Raw genomic sequence first — 15676 nt, 5'->3', positions numbered from 1 at the left:
ATGCGTCCGACTCTCTCGACCGAAGCCGCTTAGTGTGACCACCGACTGGTATCGGGCGTGAATCCCTCGAACTGGCGGACCTACCTCGTGACGCAGGCGTCGCTGTCGGCCGACCGGTCGACGCCCGACACCGTCCGCGCGGCTATCGACGGCGGTATTGACGCCGTCCAACTGCGCGAGAAAGAGACGAGCGCCCGATCGCGGTACGAACTCGGCCGCGAGTTGCGCGAGCTCACGGCCGAGGCGGGCGTCGACCTGATCGTCAACGACCGCGTCGACATCGCGCGGGCGATCGACGCCGACGGGGTCCACGTCGGCCAGTCCGACCTGTCGGTCGCGGTCGCCCGCGATTTACTGGGGCCGGACGCGATCGTCGGCTGTTCGGCGTCGACGGTCGCGGACGCCCGGAATGCGGAAGCCGAGGGGGCGGACTACCTCGGCGTCGGCGCGGTCTACGGAACGTCCTCGAAGGACGTCGATCCGGACGAGGACGGGATCGGGCCGGAACGGATCGCCGACATCGCCGACGCGGTCTCGATCCCGATCGTCGGGATCGGCGGCATCACGGCCGACAACGCCACCCCGGTCGTCGATGCGGGTGCGGCGGGCGTGGCCGTCATTTCCGAGATCACGGCGGCCTCGGACCCGAAAGCCGCGACTGAATCGCTTGCTCGAGCCGCCGAAACGACGAAGGCGGTCGACGCCGGAGGCAACGGACGATGAGCGTTACAGACACGGCCGCCGCCGACCTCGCGGAGTCGGTCCGTGCGGTTCGGGAGACGGAGCCGCTCGTCCAGCACCTGACCAACACGGTGACGATCAACGACGTGGCGAACCTGACCCTGCACTGGGGCGGGCTCCCCGTGATGGCCGACTCCTTCGGGGACGCCGGCGAGATGGCCGAACTCGCGCGCGCGATCACGATCAACATCGGACAGGTCCCCGACGCCCGCGTCGAGGCCATGCACGAGGCCGCCCGGAAAGCGAACGAGCGGGGGATTCCGGTCGTCCTCGACCCCGTCGGCGTCGGCTCGACACCCTCGCGCGAGGCGGTCGCCGAGAGCCTCCTCTCGGAGATCGATTTCACCGTCATCAAGGGCAACTACGGCGAGATCAGCGCGCTCGCCGGTGTCGAGGCCGACGTGAAAGGCGTCGAATCCGTCGGCGACTACGAGGAGATCGAGAAGACGGCACAATCCCTCGCGGAATCGACCGGCGCGATCGTCGTCGCCTCGGGCGTCACGGACGTCGTCGCGGACGCCGACGGCGCGGTTCGAGTTGCCGCCGGCCACGAGATGCTCGGCGAGGTCGTCGGCACCGGCTGCATGCTCGGCGCGACCGTCGCGACCTTCTGTGGCGCGCTCGAGGACGACCGCGAAGCCGCCGTCCACGCCACGCTCGCGTTCGGCATCGCCGGTGAGCGTGCCGCCGAGATGGACCACGCGGGCCCGGGAAGCTACCGAACGAACTTCCGCGACGCGGTCGCCGGCGTCACCGGCGAGGTCGTTGCTGACCTCGAGCTCGAGGATCGGCTCGAAGAAATCCTCTGAAACGGGGGTCGAGTGGACCGTCTGTCCAGCCGGAACTTCCAGTTCCCGGGATCGTACTGAAACCGTTTTAATACCGCCGCGTGAACTGTCGACTATGGCTCGAGACGAACTCGAGAACGCGGCCGAGTCGATCGAGGAGGCGGCGACGGCCGCGTCCGACGACGAGGCACGGGACCGGCTCCAAAACCAAGCGGCGAAGTTCGAGGATTACGCCACGGCCGATAGCGGCCCGGACCACGGCCAACTCGCGCGCCACGAACACATCCTGAAAGACATCGCCGACGACGAGGGTGGCGACGCCGCGGCGTCGATCGACGACGCGCTCGAGGCGATCACGGCGTTCCGTTCGACGCTCGAAGGCGTTTGAGGGCGCGAGAAGGGTCGTTTTTTGCGGGTCGGGAGATCGCAGATACCGAGCGACGGTATCGGAACTCGAACTGCGACCCGCGACCCGCGACGCTGCGCTCCGAATCGAGTCTGCGCTGGAGTACATCCGATACCAGCGAGCGGCCCGCTTTCTACGCTCGCGGATGGAAACGCACTACTCTCGCGTTAGCAGACCGGCTTCGGGTTCGCGCCCATCCCCTCGAGCGTCTCGACGTACTCGTCGTAGGCGGCCTGAATCGCACCCGTCGCGGCCTCCCGTGCGCGCTCCCAGTCCTCGTCGCTCTCACAGACCGTCTCGAGGAGGGCCGTCGCGCGCTCGAGTTGGTCGTCCAGATCCTCGCCGAAGCCGCGGAACAGGCTCGCAGTCTGGGGATCGGCGTCGCCGACGAAATAGCCGACGACCTGCTCTTTCGAGCGCTGGCTCGCGAGGATGCGGCCGACGAGCGCGCCGGCGCGGGAGACGGTGTCTTCCTGCTCGCGGAGGAACTCGTGGAGCTGCGGGGTGTCGGTCGGTTCGTACTCGTCGTCGAGTTTCCCGTCGACGGTCTCGTAGTGGTCCTGCTCCTCGTCGGCCGTGGCCTCGAAGGCCTCGCGGGCCTCGTCTACGGCCTCGTCGTCGGCCCACTCGAGGAACGTCTGCCACGCGGCGTACTCGGCGTCGGCGGTCGCCTCGAGGACGGGTTCGGTGTCGATCTCGCCACTGGTGTCGGCGTACAGCGACTTCGAGGAGCCGAGTCGCGAGAGCGCGGTCTGGTTGTCTTCGCTGACGGTCTCGACGAACGTGTCCGAATCGCTCATACGGTAGGTTTCGGGCGGCCATGGGTTAGGTTTATCGTGACGGCTCCGCGGGTCCGGCCGTCGTCTCGGGCGTCGATATGGGCCGGTTACTGTTCGACCGTTGAACCCCAATGCCAGCATAACAATTACCGTACTCGGATTTTCCTCGATCGGAATGAAACGACGAGCGTATCTCGTGACGGCCGCCGCAGCGACGCTCGGTGGCTGTTCCGCCCTGAGCGATTCGGAAACATCGGACGACCCCGACGACGAGGACGAGACCGACTCCTCCGACTCCTCGGACACGATCGACGAGGAGCCCGGGTCGTTCGATCAGTTCGACGACCTCTCGATGTGGGAGGTGATGGAAGGCTCGCTCGAACTCGACGACGAGCGGGCATACGTCGGCGACCAGTCCGGCCGCATGACGGCCGACGAGTCCGAAGAGCGGGTCATGATCAAACGCCGGTTCGACTCGCTGCGGGATCTCTCCGACGAGTTCCCCGCGCTGGCGTTCGCGACCGAGGACGACGTCGATCCGGTCGTCCAACTCTCCGATACCGACGGGAATCGGCTGCTCCTCCAGTGCAACGTCGAGCCCGGACTCCCGTTCGCACACCACGACCTCGGCGTTATCGACACCGTCGGCGATCCCGACCTGAGCGCGATCAAGCACATCAAGATCTCCGTGTGGACGAGCGAGGACCAATCGGCCACGCTCTGGGTCGACGACCTCCAGTTCGTCTCCCGACCGGAGACGGGGAAGGTCCTCATCCAGTTCGACGGCGGCACCGAAACGGCCTACACGCAGGCCCGCTCGACGCTGTCGGAGTACGACTACCCAGCGACGGCCTTCGTCCCCACCGACCGCGTGGGCGCGAGCGGCTATCTCGATCAGGACCAGCTCGAGACCCTCCAGAGCGACGGCTGGACGATCGGCAGTCAGGCGACGACCGGCAGCGGGCTCGCCGGCGACAGCGAGTCCGCCCAGCGCGACCAGATCGAGGGCGCCGTCGAGTGGCTCGAGGACAACGGCTTCGAAGACGGGGCCGATTACTTCTCGTACCCACTCAACCGCTACGACGAGACGACCCTGAGCATCGTCGAGGAGACCCACGACGTCGGTTTCGTCGGCGGTTACGCCGGCCACGGCAGCCTGCTTAACCCGGCGCTCGCGCCACGGACGGTCAGCCCGTCCGCCGACGAGGCACAGCAACTCCTCGAGTGGACGGCCCAGTTCCGGACGATCACGACGCTCACCTACACCGATCTCTCCGGCGACTCGGCGGCGGCGTTCGAGGGGATGGTGTCGGCGCTCGACGACCTCGAGTCGGCCGGCGACCTCGAGGTCATCACGCCGGACGACCTCGCCTCGGACTACATCCAAGAGGAGTAGTCGGCCGACAGACGGTCTGGGTTGAGAACGCGGTCCGTTTCGGATTGACCGACCTCTATTTTATGCGAGTCCGTTGCCAGCAAACAGCGCAAGCGCTTCGGTTGGTATCTGTTAGTCGCCACAGTGGGCGAAGATGACTCTTTGCGGGCTCTCCGCTCGAGTGCAGCAGAAACGGGAATCGGTGCCGCTTCACTCCGCTCGCTCACGGCGTCCGCCGTTCACGCAAACCGAGGTCTCCCTGCGGTCGACCTCGCGTCAGTCGTCCGCTTCGCCCGTTCCGCGGTTCGCCTGACGGCTCACCGCTCCACTACGAGGCTTTGACTTCGCTACGCTCAGTCGTCAGCCTCGCCCTGCTCCACGGCTCACTTCGTTCGCCGTTCCGCCACGAAGCGAACTCCGTCGCTACGCTCAGTCGTCAGCCTCGCCCTGCTCCACGGCTCACTTCGTTCGCCGTTCCGCCACGAAGCGAACTCCGTCGCTACGCTCAGTCGTCAGCCTCGCCCTGCTCCACGGCTCACTTCGTTCGCCGTTCCGCCACGAAGCGAACTCCGTCGCTTCGCTCAGTCGTCCGCTTCGCCTGTTCCGCGGCTCGCCTGACGGCTCACCGCTCCACTACGAGGCTTTCGACCTCGCTTCGCTCAGTCGTCAGCCTCGCCCGTCTCGATCGGCGCGTTGACGAGATTACCCCACTCGGTCCAGGACCCGTCGTAGTTGACGGTGTCATCGTAGCCGAGCAGTTCGTGGAGCGCGAACCATGCGACGGACGAGCGCTCGCCGATGCGACAGTAGGCGACGGTCGTCTCGTCGCCGTCGATGCCTTCCTCGGCGTAGAGCTCCTCGAGCTCGTCGCGGTCCTTGAAGGTGCCGTCGTCGTTGGTCACGGCGGCCCACGAGATGTTCTGTGCGCCGGGGATGTGGCCGCCGCGCTGGGCGGTCTCCTGCAGGCCGGAGGGCGCGAGGATCTCGCCTTTGAACTCCTCGGGCGAGCGAACGTCGACCAGCGGCACGCCGCGGTCGATCGCGTTCTCGACGTCCTCTCGGTACGCGCGGATGCTCTCGCGCGGACCGGCGGCGTCGTACTCGGTCGCCGAGAAGTCGGGCTCCTCGTCCGTGGTCGGGTAGTCGTTCTCGAGCCAGTATTCACGGCCGCCGTCGAGCAGGTAGACCTCGTCGTGACCGTAGTACTTGAACTGCCAGTAGGTGTAGGCAGCGAACCAGTTGGAGTTGTCACCGTAGAGGACGACCGTGTCGTCCTCGCTGATACCGTGACTGCCGAGGAGGTCCTCGAAGTCCTCCTTGTCGAGGATGTCTCGCTGGGTCTGGTCCTGAAGCTGGGTTTCCCAGTTGAACCCGACCGCGCCGGGCGCGTGTTCGTCCTCGTAGGCTTCCGTGTCGACGTCGACCTCGACCAGTCGGAGGTCGGAATCGTCGTCCTGGAAGTCGTCGAGTCGGTCGGCGACCCAATCGGCCGTGACGAGTACGTCGTTGGCGTAGTCGTTTGCCATACCCGTGCCTTCGACGCCGACACACAAAGGGACTACTTAACCGGTCAATTCGGACACCGATCGACTCTGGCGGAAATACTTGCCGCATCCATCAAAGCCGATCACAATCACCGTTCGTACAGGGGCTGTATTCGTCGGATTCGCGCGGTATTCGATAATATAGGACGCTACACAGGTCAGATACCCCACCAAAAACAAGCAAGAGTTGCCACTGTCCCGGTACCCGAAACCGGGACGAAACCGGTGCGTACTCGAGTCTCCGTTCCGAACGACGGCCTAATGGACGACTCCGTCGTCGTTTCCCCCGACTGGCTCGCATCGCGTCTGGACGATCCGCAGGTCCGCGTCGTCGACGTCAGAGACGCGTGGGAGTTCGACGGGATCGGGCACCTGCCCGGCGCGGTGAATATCCCGTTCGATAGCTACCGCGACGAGAGCGACGTCGACCGCGGGACGCTGCCGGGCGCCGAGGCCTTCGCGGACCTGCTCGGCGACGCGGGGATCAGCGAGGATGACACGATCGTCGCCTACGACGACACCCACGGCGTCTTCGCCGCCCGGTTCGTGCTCACCGCCCTCGAGTACGGCCACGACGACGTGCGCCTGTTAGACGGCGACTACAGCGCGTGGAACCAGTCCCACGAGACGACCAGCGAGACCCCCGAGATCGAACCGGTCGAGTACGAGGCCGACCCGCTCTCCCCCGAGGAGAGTCCGCTGGTCGGCTACGACGCCGTCGCTGATGCCCTCGAGCGCGACGCCGTGTTCGTGGACACGCGCGAGCAGGCGGAGTTCGAGGAGGCCCGCCTGCCGGGCGCGGTGCTGTTCGACTGGCGCGAAGTCGTCGACGACGAGACGCGGCGGCTCAAGCCCGAGGCCGAACTCGAGGAACTACTGACAGACCACGGGATCACGCCGGACCGCGAGATCGTGCTCTACTGCAACACGGCCCGGCGGATCAGCCACACCTACGTCGTGCTCAGAGCGCTCGGCTACGAGAACGTCCGCTTCTACGAGGGGAGTCTCACGGAGTGGCTCGCCAACGACGGCGAGGTCGAGAGCGGCCCGGTCGCGTCCGAGTGAGCCCCGAATCGGTAGCGGGAATCCGTGCGGGTGATCGGAAGACCCATCCACCGGTATCGAGTACGCCGCACCGATGGCCCGCGATTCCGTGCCGAGCATCGGCCTCGGCACCTATTCCGAGGACGACCGCGAGCAGTGGCGTGACACCGTCGAGACGGCGCTGAACGTCGGCTACCGCCACGTCGATACGGCCAGGTGTACGAGAACGAACGGTACGTCGGCGAGGCGCTCCGATCCGCGTCCGTCGACCGCGAGGATGTCTTCCTCTCGACGAAGACGGTCCACCACGACGTCCCGCCCGAACCCGCGGCCGTTCCCGACGCGATCGACGGTTGCCTCGAGCGCCTCGGCGTCGAGACCGTCGACCTCCTGTACGTTCACTGGCCCTCCGGCATCTACGACCACGAGGCGGTCCTGCCCGCCTACGACGAGGCCTATCAGGCGGGGAGACTCGCCGCGTCGGACTCTCGAACTTCACGCCCGACCTTCTCGACGAGGCGCTCGAGGTCCTCGACGCACCGCTGTTCGCCCATCAGGCCGAGATGCATCCCCTGCTGCCACAGGAGGAACTGGTCGCTCACGCACAGGACCACGACTACCAGTTCGTCGCCTACTCGCCGCTGGCGAACGGCGAGATACTCGACGTGCCCGAAATTCAGCGGGTCGCCGAGAAACACGACGCGACGCCGGCGCAGGTGTCCCTCGCGTGGCTCCTCGATCACGACAACGTCGCTGCGATCCCGAAAGCGAGCAGTCGCGAGCATCTCGAGCAGAACCTGGCTGCGCGAGCGCTCGAACTCGACGACGACGACATCGAACTGATCGACTCGATCGATCGTCGACAGCGCGTGATCGACCCCGATCACGGGCCGTGGAACTGGTAAGTCGCGGCGACTCCCGGGGAGACGGAGCCGTCGGCGGCTGTCCTCGGGTCGCCCTCCGTCGGGGCGATCACGAGATGTCTCGCCAGTCCGGTGCCGTCGAGTACGCCGCGTCCGAGAGGTCGTCGAACGCCGCGTAGACCACCTCGTTCAGCGCGGGATGGACGTGAACCGGCTCAGCCACGTCGTCGACGGTGCCGCCGCCGTCCATCGCGACCACCACCTCGTGGAGCAGCGTCGCGGCCTGCGGGCCGACGATGTGACAGCCCAGAATCTCGCCGTCCGGTGCGGCGATGGCCTTCACGAACCCCTCGTCGGCCTCGAGGATCATCCCCATCGGCGCGGTCTCGTAGGGAACCGTTACGGCGTCGTAGTCGCGGCCTTCGTCCTCGAGTCCGCCCTCCGTTCGGCCCACGCTGGCGACCCGCGGGTCAGTGAAGATCGCGTGGGGCACCGCCTCGTAGTCGACCGTTCTCCCGGCGTCGTCGAGGACGTTCGCCGCGACGGTTTTCGCCTCGTAGTCGGCCGCGTGCTTGTACGGCTGCTCGCCGAGTACGTCGCCCAGCGCCCAGACGCCGTCAGCGGTCGTCGCGAGCGTCTCGTCGGTCTCGACGTACCCCTTGTCGTCGCTCTCGACGCCCGCGGCCTCGAGGTCGAGCGTGTCAGTGTTGGGTCGCCGACCGGTCGCGAGCAGGAGTTCGTCGGCGGTGAGTTCGACCGTCTCGCCCCCATTACCGTCGTCGCCAGTATCGCCATCGCTATCGCCGTCGCTCGGCTCCGCGGTCACGACGACTGCGTCGTCGCTCTCTGCGACCGCGGCCGCCTCGTAGCCGGTGTAGACGTCGCAGTAGGCCTCGAGCGACTCGGTCACGGCCGCGCTGACGTCGACGTCCTCCCGCGGAACGAGCCGGTCGCTGCGGCCGACGATCGACACGTCGGTTCCGAGCGCGCCGAAGAAATAGCCCAGTTCGGCACCGATGTAGCCGCCGCCGACGATCGCGAGTTCGTCGGGTCGCTCCTCGAGGAAGAGCGCGTCGTCGCTCGTGAGAAAATCCACGTCCTCGAGGCCGTCGATCGGCGGGACCATCGGCCGGCCGCCGACGGCGATGACGACGGCGTCGCCGCGGATTCGGTCGTCCCCTCTCTCGCCGTCCGCTGCGTCGATTTCTATCGTTCGGTCGTCGACGAATCGGCCCTCGCCGCGGTAGAGGGTAACGTTCTCGCTGTCCTGTAGGCTCGATTCTTGGTGCTCCGCCTTCTCGTACACCGTGTCGTGGATCGAGGCCGTGATCTCGCCGTACTCGTGGTCGTGCAACTCCGCGGGGATGCCGAACGTTTCGGCCCCTCGGACCTCCTCCATGATATCCGCGCGGTGGATGAGCGCCTTCGAGGGCACGCAGCCGCGAGTGATACAGGCACCGCCGAGCGGCCCGGGTTCGACGACGGCCGCCTCGAGGCCCCGGTCGGCGGCCGCGGTCGCGACCTGACTGCCCGAGCCGCCGCCGAGCACGACGATATCGTACGCGTCCATACCCCACCCGACCACGGACGGCCGCCTAAAACGAGCGCCTGCTATGCCCGACACCCTCCTCGTTCGCCAGTGGGGGCGACGGGCAGCGCTACTTGCTTCGTCGACCGACGATGGTTATGGGCGCAGTGCCGGCGTATCCGTGGCTCCCGTCGTCGCTGCGTTCCCATTCGAGTCGTCCCATCGATTCGTCGCCGTCGAATCCCGTCTCGTCGGTCCGGAAGTGCAGGAGACGATCCTCCTGACCGTCGCCGGTCACGTCAGCGACCGTGTCGTGGACCGGTCGCGCACCGCCGCCGTCGGCGACGATGTCGGGTGCGCCGAACCGGTACCGAACGGCCTCGCTCGTCGGGTCGAACTCGTCAGTCTGTACGACCGCGACGGGAACCATGCCGCAGCTGTCGGGATTGATCGGTGCCGTGTCGCTGCCCGGCCTGACCTCGATCTCGAGTTCCGGCGGGAAGTGTGCGGCCGCCTGGCCGCCGAGCGTCGCGATTCCGAGACCCGTTGCTATAAGCCCCGTTCCCGCTCGAAGGACGCGTCGACGAGCGATCGAGGACGCAGTTCGTTCCGTCGAAGCCTGTCGTGAGTCGTCCATACGTCGGGCTATCGTTCGCTGCACTATCCGATAGTCACTCTGGTCCAATCGTAGAAAACACGGCCCGTTAGCCGTCTTACAGCCAGTCGTCGCCCGTATCGTCCGCCGATGCCTCCCGGTAGGACTCGACCGCCGCCGCGAGGTTCTCGAGGGCGTCTTCCGGCGTCTGGCCCTGACTCGAGACGCCGGTGGCCTCGTCGTCGGCGATGTGGAGCCCGTGGTCGTTTTGTCGCATGGTCACGTCCGCATCGGCGAGGGCCTCGTACTCCGAGGGGTCGACGTCTGCATCGGAACTCATGGGCGGGGATTGGCCCGCTCGAGTGAAATACGCATCGACGACGCACGCGGTCCGCCGTGTCTCGGTCCCGTTCGAACCGGATCGTTCGTGTCGGTCGTAGAAAAAGCCTTTAACGCCATCGCCACGTATACCGAGCAAATGGTACTCGACGATCTCGGGACGTCTCTGCGGGGGACCTTGGACAAGCTCCGCGGGAAGTCGCGACTCAGCGAAGAAGATATCGAGGAGATCGTCAAGGAGATCCAGCGATCGCTGCTCTCCGCCGACGTCGACGTCTCGCTCGTGATGGAGCTGTCGGACAACATCGAGGAGCGCGCCTTAGAGGAGGAACCGCCCGCCGGCACGCCGGCGCGGGACTTCGTGCTCCGCATCGTCTACGAGGAGCTGGTCGATCTCATCGGCGACTCCACGGAGTTGCCCCTCGAGGAACAGACGATCCTCCTCGCGGGACTGCAGGGGTCGGGGAAGACGACCTCCGCCGCGAAGATGGCGTGGTGGTTCTCCACGAAGGGGCTGCGACCGGCGGTCATCCAGACGGACACCTTCCGCCCCGGCGCGTACGATCAGGCCGAGGAGATGGCCGAGCGCGCCGAGGTCGACTTCTATGGCAACCCGGACAACGACGACCCGGTCGAGATCGCCCGGAAGGGACTCGAGGAGACGAGCGACGCCGACATCCACATCGTGGACACGGCCGGTCGCCACGCGCTCGAGGACGACCTGATCGACGAGATCGAGCAGATCGAGGGCGTCGTCGACCCCGATACCTCGTTGCTCGTCCTCGACGCGGCGATCGGACAGGGCGCGAAAGAGCAGGCCCAGCAGTTCGACGAGTCGATCGGCATCGACGGCGTCGTCATCACGAAGTTAGACGGGACGGCGAAAGGTGGCGGCGCGCTGACTGCCGTCGACCAGACCGATTCCTCGATCGCCTTCCTCGGGACCGGCGAGGAGGTCCAAGACGTCGAGCGCTTCGAGCCCGACGGCTTCATCTCGCGGCTGCTCGGCATGGGCGATCTCAGCCAGCTCGCCGAGCGCGTCGAGCGCGCGATGGAGCAGACGGACATGGAGGAAGAGGACTGGGACCCCGAGGACATGCTGCAGGGCCAGTTCACCTTAAACGACATGCAAAAGCAGATGGAGGCGATGAACAACATGGGGCCGCTCGATCAGGTCATGGACATGATCCCCGGGCTCGGCGGCGGGATCAAGGACCAACTTCCCGAGGACGCCATGGACGTCACCCAAGAGCGGATGCAGACGTTTACGGTGATCATGGACTCGATGACCGAGGCCGAAAAGGAGTATCCGAAGGCCATCGGTGCGAGCCAGATCCAGCGCATCGCCCGCGGCTCCGGCACCGAAGAAGAGCAGGTCCGCCAACTGCTCCAGCAGTACAAGATGATGGAACGCACGATGAAGCAGTTCCAAGGCATGGGCTCCGAACAGGAGATGCAGCGCATGATGCAGCAGATGCAACAGGGCGGCGGTGGCGGAGGCGGTGGCATGGGCGGGATGGGTCCGTTCGGGTAATCTACCGCCCGTTTTCGACTCGAGGCATCGATTCCCTCGCTTTCACCTCGAGCGCACAGTCCGGTCGCGCCGAGTGACACTCACTGTGCCACTACGTTAATGCACCTCTAGACGTACCCTCGAGTAGGAATGAACCGTCGACAGTATCTCGCTCGGACCGGCGCGGCCGGCGCGAGCACCGGACTTCTCGCGGGACTCGCCGGCTGCCTCGACGACCTCGGCGGGTCGTCCGAGACGAACGACGCCGATTCCGGCGATACCGGCAGCCGGACCGGCGAACGCGCGCTCGATCGGGCCGCCGGCAGGCTGAACGAGGCCGCCCAACCGCTGGACGAACTCGGCGACCTCGAGGACCCCGAAACGGTCGAGTTCGATCCCGAGGAACCGCGGACGGGGATCGCCGACGCCAGAGACCACCTCGAGACCGCCGAGTCCGAACTGGGTGACGACCGGCAGGCCGACATCGACACGCTCCGGGCGTACGCGGACGCCATCGAGGGGCTGGTCGCTGTCACGGCGACGGTCACCGACGAGGGAATCTCCGCGGACATCGAGGAGGTCACCGCAGCGATCGAAGACGAGGGCGATATCGAGGGCGCGAGCGAAACCGTCGGCGAGCGCCACACCGAGATCGCCGACGCCCACGAGCGCTGGGACGAGGCGAACGCGACGATCCAGGGCCTCGACGGCGACAGGCTTAACGACCTTGCTGGCATCGATATCGCCGACTTGGAGGCGGGAGCCGCCACTCTCGGCGATGTCGTCACCTCGCTCGAGACGCTGGCCGCGGCCTACGACGCGACGCTGGACCCCGACGAGGGGTACGGCGCGCTCGAGCAGGGCCGAGACGACTTCGAAAACGGTGCGTACGAGGACGCACAGGCGGCGTTCGAAACCGCCGACTCGACGTTCTCGACGGCACACCAGCAACTCGAGGACGGCACGGCGAACGCGCCCGACGGACTCGCCGGCCATTTCGACACGGCGGAGTGTCAGACCCGACACCTGCGGGATGCAGCGTCGGCGTTCGCCGAGGCGGCGGGGGCCGCGGCCGAGGGCGACGCGGTCACTGCGAAACGCCGGAAGGACGACGGCGAAACCGCTCTCGATAACGTCGGGAACTGTACGAGCTAATCGCTATCGAGGCTCCGCAGTATCGTCCCGAGGCGACGCTCGAGCCGAACCGGAACGGAGACCACCGATTCGAAACAGTCGACGAGAAACGCAGCCACGCGCAACCGATAACCCGAGCCGATTCAGGCGTCGACCGGCCGCCCGTCCTCCGTCGGCGGCGCGATGTGGTCGACGTACTCCTCGAGGGTGGGCTCCTCGACGCGGACCCGAACGGCGATCTCGCCGAGTTCGTCCGGCTTTCCGACCGAGAAGTTCACGTACTCCTCGAAGGCCGCCTGCTTTTTCAGCGCGAAGGTGAAGGTGTCGCCCTCGCGGTTGGCGAAGAACTCGCCGCGGGCGGTGTCGAGGATCTCCTGTTTGTGGAGCAGTTCCGAGAAGTGATCGAGCGCGTGGGCTTCGCCCCTGACCTCGCCGAACTCCTCCTCGAGGTCGGCGTTGGGGAAGATGTTCGCCACGGCGTCGATCACGCGGTCCGTGACCTCGGTATCGTAAACCGGGGCCGTGATTTCGACGTCGACGCGGTAGATCTCGCTCATGAGTCAGCATCCGCTTCGGCGGGTTTCCGTCCATCGGTTCCGTTCCGAACGATCGCGCGGATTCGCTCGTGGAAGGCCTCGAGCGAGTCGGTGTTCTCGACGACGACGTCGGCGCGGTCCATCGCGTCGTCCATCCCGAAGCCGCGTTCGCGCTCGTCGCGAGCGGCCAACCCCTCGCCGCCGTCGGCCTCGTTCGCGTCCCGGCCGCGTTCGTCGATCCGCTCGGCTCGGGTCTCGAAGGGAGCCTCGATACTGACCAGCGTGAACGCGTCGCCGAACCGCTCCTCGAAGACGTCGATCTCGGTGTCCGAGCGGATGCCGTCGACCAGCACCGTCTCGTGGGTCTCGAGGCGGTCCTCGATCATGGGCAGCGACCGCTCGGCGATCGCCGCCGGGCCGTTCTCCTCGCGCAGCGCCTGCGCGACCGTCCCGTGATCCTTCGCGGGGTCGAGCCCGCGGTCGGCCGTCTCCTGGCGGACGACGTCGCCCATCGTCACCACCGGGATTCCGTCCTCGCGTGCGACGGTGGCGGCCTCGCCCTTGCCGCTCCCGGGGAGTCCCACCGTTCCGATGACGTGCATCGAGTCCACGTACCGGCGAGACGTGCATAAACGCTGTGCTCGCCGTTCACCGTTTCCGAGTGGGCGTCGGGGATTGTCTCCCGCGGGTCTCGAGCACCGTTTCCGACGAACTCGTCGTTTCCCTCTCCCTTGTCTCGCTGCAACGGTTTCGCAACGATTGTTGCGTGTCGCATTTCGGGTCGAACCGCCGCTCGAGACGGGATCTGTGGGACTGGAGCCCGCTCGAGGCGGCTCGCCTTACCTGTCGGCTATCGGTCGCCGCTCCGGCCGATTTCACGCGCCGAAACGGTGGTCGCGTCGGCAACGATTCGTGCAATCGTCGGAACTCGAGCCAATCCGAGTGAATTCGAACGAATCGCTGAAACGGACTCTCGGCGTTATGTGGTCGTCCGTTGCCGAGACAGGTGTCGCATCATGACAGACACGACTCTCAACAGGCGTCGATTCACGGCCGGGCTCGGTGCCGGGCTGGTCGCTGCGGTTGCGGGATGTATGGACCAAGGAAGCGACGAGTCGTCAGAAAACTCCGACGACGGAAGCAGCGACGATCTCGGCTCCGATGGCGGTGGCGAGTCCGACGGCGGCGCGGGCGGCGACACCGACGCCGGAACCGGCAACGAGACGGACACCGAGTCCGATGACGGCATGGGTGAGACCGGCAACGAATCCGACGACGGAATGGGCGACGCGGGTAACGAGTCCGACAGCGAGACCGGCAACGAGTCCGACAGCGAGACGAGCGATGGCACGGACACCGAATCGGACGACACTGACAACACCAGTAGCGACGAGGATTCGACCGTCGAATTCTGACGGTCGGCAGTGACGGTCACGCTCAGGGGCACCTTCTTTTTTCAGCGCGTCTCACACAGCGGTGACTTCCGCCCGGAGTGGTGCCCTTCGATCGGTTCTGCAACCCGCTGCGAACCGTGACCGGAAATCCCAACCGCTTATGCCGTTCCGTCGTGGATTTCGACTCGAGGGCACGTAGCTCAGTCCGGAAAGAGCGTCGGACTTCTAATCCGACGGTCGTGGGTTCAAATCCCATCGTGCCCGTACGAAAACTATCGTTTTCGGACTTCTACCCAGAAGTCCGTATTACGAACGGTACCGTTCAGATTCAACGGATTACCGATTCGGTAGCCATTCTGAGAATGGGGATTCCGTTCAACAGTTGAACGCACCCTCTCGCCCGCGTGCGTTTTCCGTTGTTGTTCAACTCACGGGGTGGTCCGCGTGACGGTCGCTCCGTGGCCGTCGGCTGATCGATCGACGTGCCAGCACTGCGGAGCCTACGTCACGGATCAGTTCCGTCGGGTCTTCGGTGACGATGACGATCGAGCCCATCGCTGTGGCGAGTGCGATACGTACGCTCGACTGAGCCGCGGCTCCGGTGCTGGCGTCGACGTATCGATTCCGGACCCGGAAACGTCGCCCGGCCGTCACGGCGGTGAGCCCGATGTGTGATCGGCCGTTCGTCCGGGCGAGCGAACTGTACGACCTCGAAAGCCGGACGCCCATCACCCATCCCGCGGCGCAAGCTACTGACGAGCAGGTCCGGCGCGCGCTCGAAAATCAGGGTGAGTCGCGATGAGTGCCGACGCCGATCGTGACGATCGCGACCTCGAGGCCGACCCCGGCACTTCGACGTCCGGTCGAGTCCGTGTTCCCGTCGACGCAGTCTGCGTGGGCTGTGGGCGAATTCGAGTCACGCGGACCAGCCTCGAGGCGATGGAGATCGACCCTCGGGCTGCTCTCTCGGATATTGATGCGGCGGACTGCACGTCGTTCAAGCACGTCTGTCGCTCGTGCCGGGCCATCACGTGGTGGAACCCGATCGCCATCCTCACCGGCTTGCTCGAGAGCGAACGCGAGCGAGGTGAGTAGCG

General features: G+C 66.2%; 18 protein-coding genes, 1 tRNA gene and 1 pseudogene. 13 read left to right on the top strand and 7 right to left on the bottom strand.

The annotated features are described in order from the left end of the window. Window positions 1-57: 57 nt before the first annotated feature. The 3 genes from thiE (at window position 58) to FEJ81_RS17865 (ending at window position 1917) form a co-directional block, all read left to right on the top strand. Window positions 58-723 carry a thiamine phosphate synthase gene (thiE, locus tag FEJ81_RS17875; RefSeq protein WP_138246562.1) on the top strand — a complete coding sequence of 222 codons (666 nt, stop codon included), beginning with the start codon at window positions 58-60 and terminating at the stop codon, window positions 721-723. Beyond that, window positions 720-1550 (top strand): hydroxyethylthiazole kinase, encoded by an 831-nt coding sequence (gene thiM, locus FEJ81_RS17870; RefSeq protein WP_138246561.1) that lies wholly within the window; start codon window positions 720-722, stop codon window positions 1548-1550. Before thiE ends, thiM begins: the two co-directional genes overlap by 4 nt. Before the next feature lie 94 nt (window positions 1551-1644). Then, window positions 1645-1917, top strand: a complete 273-nt coding sequence (locus tag FEJ81_RS17865; RefSeq protein ID WP_138246560.1) for a DUF7553 family protein — start codon at window positions 1645-1647, stop codon at window positions 1915-1917. Between the two features lie 185 nt (window positions 1918-2102). Here the strand turns inward: FEJ81_RS17865 and FEJ81_RS17860 are convergent, their stop codons facing one another. After that, window positions 2103-2735, bottom strand: a complete 633-nt coding sequence (locus FEJ81_RS17860) for a rubrerythrin family protein (protein ID WP_138246559.1) — start codon at window positions 2733-2735, stop codon at window positions 2103-2105. Between the two features lie 154 nt (window positions 2736-2889). On the opposite strand from FEJ81_RS17860, the gene FEJ81_RS17855 reads away from it, so the two are divergent. Then, complete coding sequence (locus tag FEJ81_RS17855) at window positions 2890-4110, top strand: polysaccharide deacetylase family protein (protein ID WP_138246558.1); 1221 nt, start codon at window positions 2890-2892, stop codon at window positions 4108-4110. 638 nt (window positions 4111-4748) lie between these two features. Here the strand turns inward: FEJ81_RS17855 and FEJ81_RS17850 are convergent. Beyond that, the gene (locus tag FEJ81_RS17850; protein ID WP_138246557.1) at window positions 4749-5615 is read right to left on the bottom strand and encodes a sulfurtransferase; all 867 of its coding nucleotides are present in this window, start codon (window positions 5613-5615) and stop codon (window positions 4749-4751) included. Window positions 5616-5894: 279 nt separating this feature from the next. On the opposite strand from FEJ81_RS17850, the gene FEJ81_RS17845 reads away from it, so the two are divergent. Both FEJ81_RS17845 and FEJ81_RS17840 read left to right on the top strand, forming a co-directional pair. Beyond that, the gene (locus FEJ81_RS17845; RefSeq protein ID WP_138246556.1) at window positions 5895-6698 is read left to right on the top strand and encodes a sulfurtransferase; all 804 of its coding nucleotides are present in this window, start codon (window positions 5895-5897) and stop codon (window positions 6696-6698) included. Between the two features lie 73 nt (window positions 6699-6771). Beyond that, window positions 6772-7582, top strand: a pseudogene (locus tag FEJ81_RS17840) (aldo/keto reductase). 67 nt (window positions 7583-7649) lie between these two features. Here FEJ81_RS17840 and FEJ81_RS17835 read toward each other — a convergent pair. From FEJ81_RS17835 to FEJ81_RS17825, 3 genes are all read right to left on the bottom strand, one after another. Next, a complete protein-coding gene (locus FEJ81_RS17835) occupies window positions 7650-9110 on the bottom strand; it encodes a dihydrolipoyl dehydrogenase (protein ID WP_138246555.1) in 1461 nt (486 codons plus the stop codon). Between the two features lie 88 nt (window positions 9111-9198). Continuing rightward, window positions 9199-9705, bottom strand: a complete 507-nt coding sequence (locus tag FEJ81_RS17830) for a hypothetical protein (protein WP_138246554.1) — start codon at window positions 9703-9705, stop codon at window positions 9199-9201. Window positions 9706-9781: 76 nt separating this feature from the next. Beyond that, on the bottom strand, window positions 9782-10003 hold the full coding sequence (locus tag FEJ81_RS17825) for a type II toxin-antitoxin system HicB family antitoxin (protein ID WP_138246553.1): 222 nt from the start codon (window positions 10001-10003) through the stop codon (window positions 9782-9784). Between the two features lie 138 nt (window positions 10004-10141). Between FEJ81_RS17825 and FEJ81_RS17820 the strand changes: the two genes are divergently transcribed. Both FEJ81_RS17820 and FEJ81_RS17815 read left to right on the top strand, forming a co-directional pair. Continuing rightward, complete coding sequence (locus FEJ81_RS17820; RefSeq protein WP_138246552.1) at window positions 10142-11536, top strand: signal recognition particle protein Srp54; 1395 nt, start codon at window positions 10142-10144, stop codon at window positions 11534-11536. Between the two features lie 129 nt (window positions 11537-11665). Next, window positions 11666-12670: a hypothetical protein gene (locus FEJ81_RS17815; RefSeq protein ID WP_138246551.1), complete on the top strand. Its 1005-nt coding sequence runs from the start codon at window positions 11666-11668 to the stop codon at window positions 12668-12670. Between the two features lie 122 nt (window positions 12671-12792). Here FEJ81_RS17815 and FEJ81_RS17810 read toward each other — a convergent pair whose 3' ends face one another. Together FEJ81_RS17810 and FEJ81_RS17805 are read right to left on the bottom strand one after the other, a co-directional pair. After that, complete coding sequence (locus FEJ81_RS17810) at window positions 12793-13206, bottom strand: RNA-binding domain-containing protein (RefSeq protein WP_138246550.1); 414 nt, start codon at window positions 13204-13206, stop codon at window positions 12793-12795. Continuing rightward, entirely contained in the window at window positions 13203-13787 is a 585-nt protein-coding gene (locus tag FEJ81_RS17805) for an AAA family ATPase (protein ID WP_138246549.1), read from the bottom strand. Before FEJ81_RS17805 ends, FEJ81_RS17810 begins: the two co-directional genes overlap by 4 nt. Window positions 13788-14201: 414 nt before the next feature. Between FEJ81_RS17805 and FEJ81_RS17800 the strand changes: the two genes are divergently transcribed. The 5 genes from FEJ81_RS17800 to FEJ81_RS17785 all read left to right on the top strand — a co-directional run bounded on the left by FEJ81_RS17800 (window position 14202) and on the right by FEJ81_RS17785 (window position 15674). Then, window positions 14202-14600, top strand: coding sequence for a hypothetical protein (locus FEJ81_RS17800; protein WP_138246548.1), 399 nt, complete (start codon window positions 14202-14204; stop codon window positions 14598-14600). A gap of 168 nt (window positions 14601-14768) precedes the next feature. Then, a tRNA-Arg gene (locus tag FEJ81_RS17795) sits at window positions 14769-14843 on the top strand. A gap of 171 nt (window positions 14844-15014) precedes the next feature. Beyond that, a complete protein-coding gene (locus FEJ81_RS23830; protein ID WP_138246547.1) occupies window positions 15015-15254 on the top strand; it encodes a DUF7563 family protein in 240 nt (79 codons plus the stop codon). Further along, window positions 15247-15381 (top strand): hypothetical protein, encoded by a 135-nt coding sequence (locus FEJ81_RS24245; protein ID WP_267877917.1) that lies wholly within the window; start codon window positions 15247-15249, stop codon window positions 15379-15381. The genes FEJ81_RS23830 and FEJ81_RS24245 overlap by 8 nt, the downstream gene beginning before the upstream one ends. Further along, window positions 15378-15674: a hypothetical protein gene (locus FEJ81_RS17785; protein ID WP_138246546.1), complete on the top strand. Its 297-nt coding sequence runs from the start codon at window positions 15378-15380 to the stop codon at window positions 15672-15674. The genes FEJ81_RS24245 and FEJ81_RS17785 overlap by 4 nt, the downstream gene beginning before the upstream one ends. Window positions 15675-15676 lie beyond the last annotated feature (2 nt).

Source organism: Natrinema versiforme, from assembly GCF_005576615.1.
Classification (GTDB): Archaea; Halobacteriota; Halobacteria; order Halobacteriales; family Natrialbaceae; genus Natrinema; species Natrinema versiforme_A.
The sequence above is the reverse complement of the archived record's forward strand: the minus strand, read 5'-3'. Positions and strand labels throughout refer to the sequence as shown.

Bases quoted from the DNA above. Each gene is read 5' to 3' on its own strand.
- thiM (WP_138246561.1), top strand. From the start codon at position 720: ATGAGCGTTACAGACACGGCCGCCGCCGACCTCGCGGAGTCGGTCCGT.
- FEJ81_RS17865 (WP_138246560.1), top strand. From the start codon at position 1,645: ATGGCTCGAGACGAACTCGAGAACGCGGCCGAGTCGATCGAGGAGGCG.
- FEJ81_RS17860 (WP_138246559.1), bottom strand. From the start codon at position 2,735: ATGAGCGATTCGGACACGTTCGTCGAGACCGTCAGCGAAGACAACCAG.
- FEJ81_RS17855 (WP_138246558.1), top strand. From the start codon at position 2,890: ATGAAACGACGAGCGTATCTCGTGACGGCCGCCGCAGCGACGCTCGGT.
- FEJ81_RS17850 (WP_138246557.1), bottom strand. From the start codon at position 5,615: ATGGCAAACGACTACGCCAACGACGTACTCGTCACGGCCGATTGGGTC.
- FEJ81_RS17845 (WP_138246556.1), top strand. From the start codon at position 5,895: ATGGACGACTCCGTCGTCGTTTCCCCCGACTGGCTCGCATCGCGTCTG.
- FEJ81_RS17835 (WP_138246555.1), bottom strand. From the start codon at position 9,110: ATGGACGCGTACGATATCGTCGTGCTCGGCGGCGGCTCGGGCAGTCAG.
- FEJ81_RS17830 (WP_138246554.1), bottom strand. From the start codon at position 9,705: ATGGACGACTCACGACAGGCTTCGACGGAACGAACTGCGTCCTCGATC.
- FEJ81_RS17825 (WP_138246553.1), bottom strand. From the start codon at position 10,003: ATGAGTTCCGATGCAGACGTCGACCCCTCGGAGTACGAGGCCCTCGCC.
- FEJ81_RS17820 (WP_138246552.1), top strand. From the start codon at position 10,142: ATGGTACTCGACGATCTCGGGACGTCTCTGCGGGGGACCTTGGACAAG.
- FEJ81_RS17815 (WP_138246551.1), top strand. From the start codon at position 11,666: ATGAACCGTCGACAGTATCTCGCTCGGACCGGCGCGGCCGGCGCGAGC.
- FEJ81_RS17810 (WP_138246550.1), bottom strand. From the start codon at position 13,206: ATGAGCGAGATCTACCGCGTCGACGTCGAAATCACGGCCCCGGTTTAC.
- FEJ81_RS17805 (WP_138246549.1), bottom strand. From the start codon at position 13,787: ATGCACGTCATCGGAACGGTGGGACTCCCCGGGAGCGGCAAGGGCGAG.
- FEJ81_RS17800 (WP_138246548.1), top strand. From the start codon at position 14,202: ATGACAGACACGACTCTCAACAGGCGTCGATTCACGGCCGGGCTCGGT.
- FEJ81_RS24245 (WP_267877917.1), top strand. From the start codon at position 15,247: ATGTGTGATCGGCCGTTCGTCCGGGCGAGCGAACTGTACGACCTCGAA.
- FEJ81_RS17785 (WP_138246546.1), top strand. From the start codon at position 15,378: ATGAGTGCCGACGCCGATCGTGACGATCGCGACCTCGAGGCCGACCCC.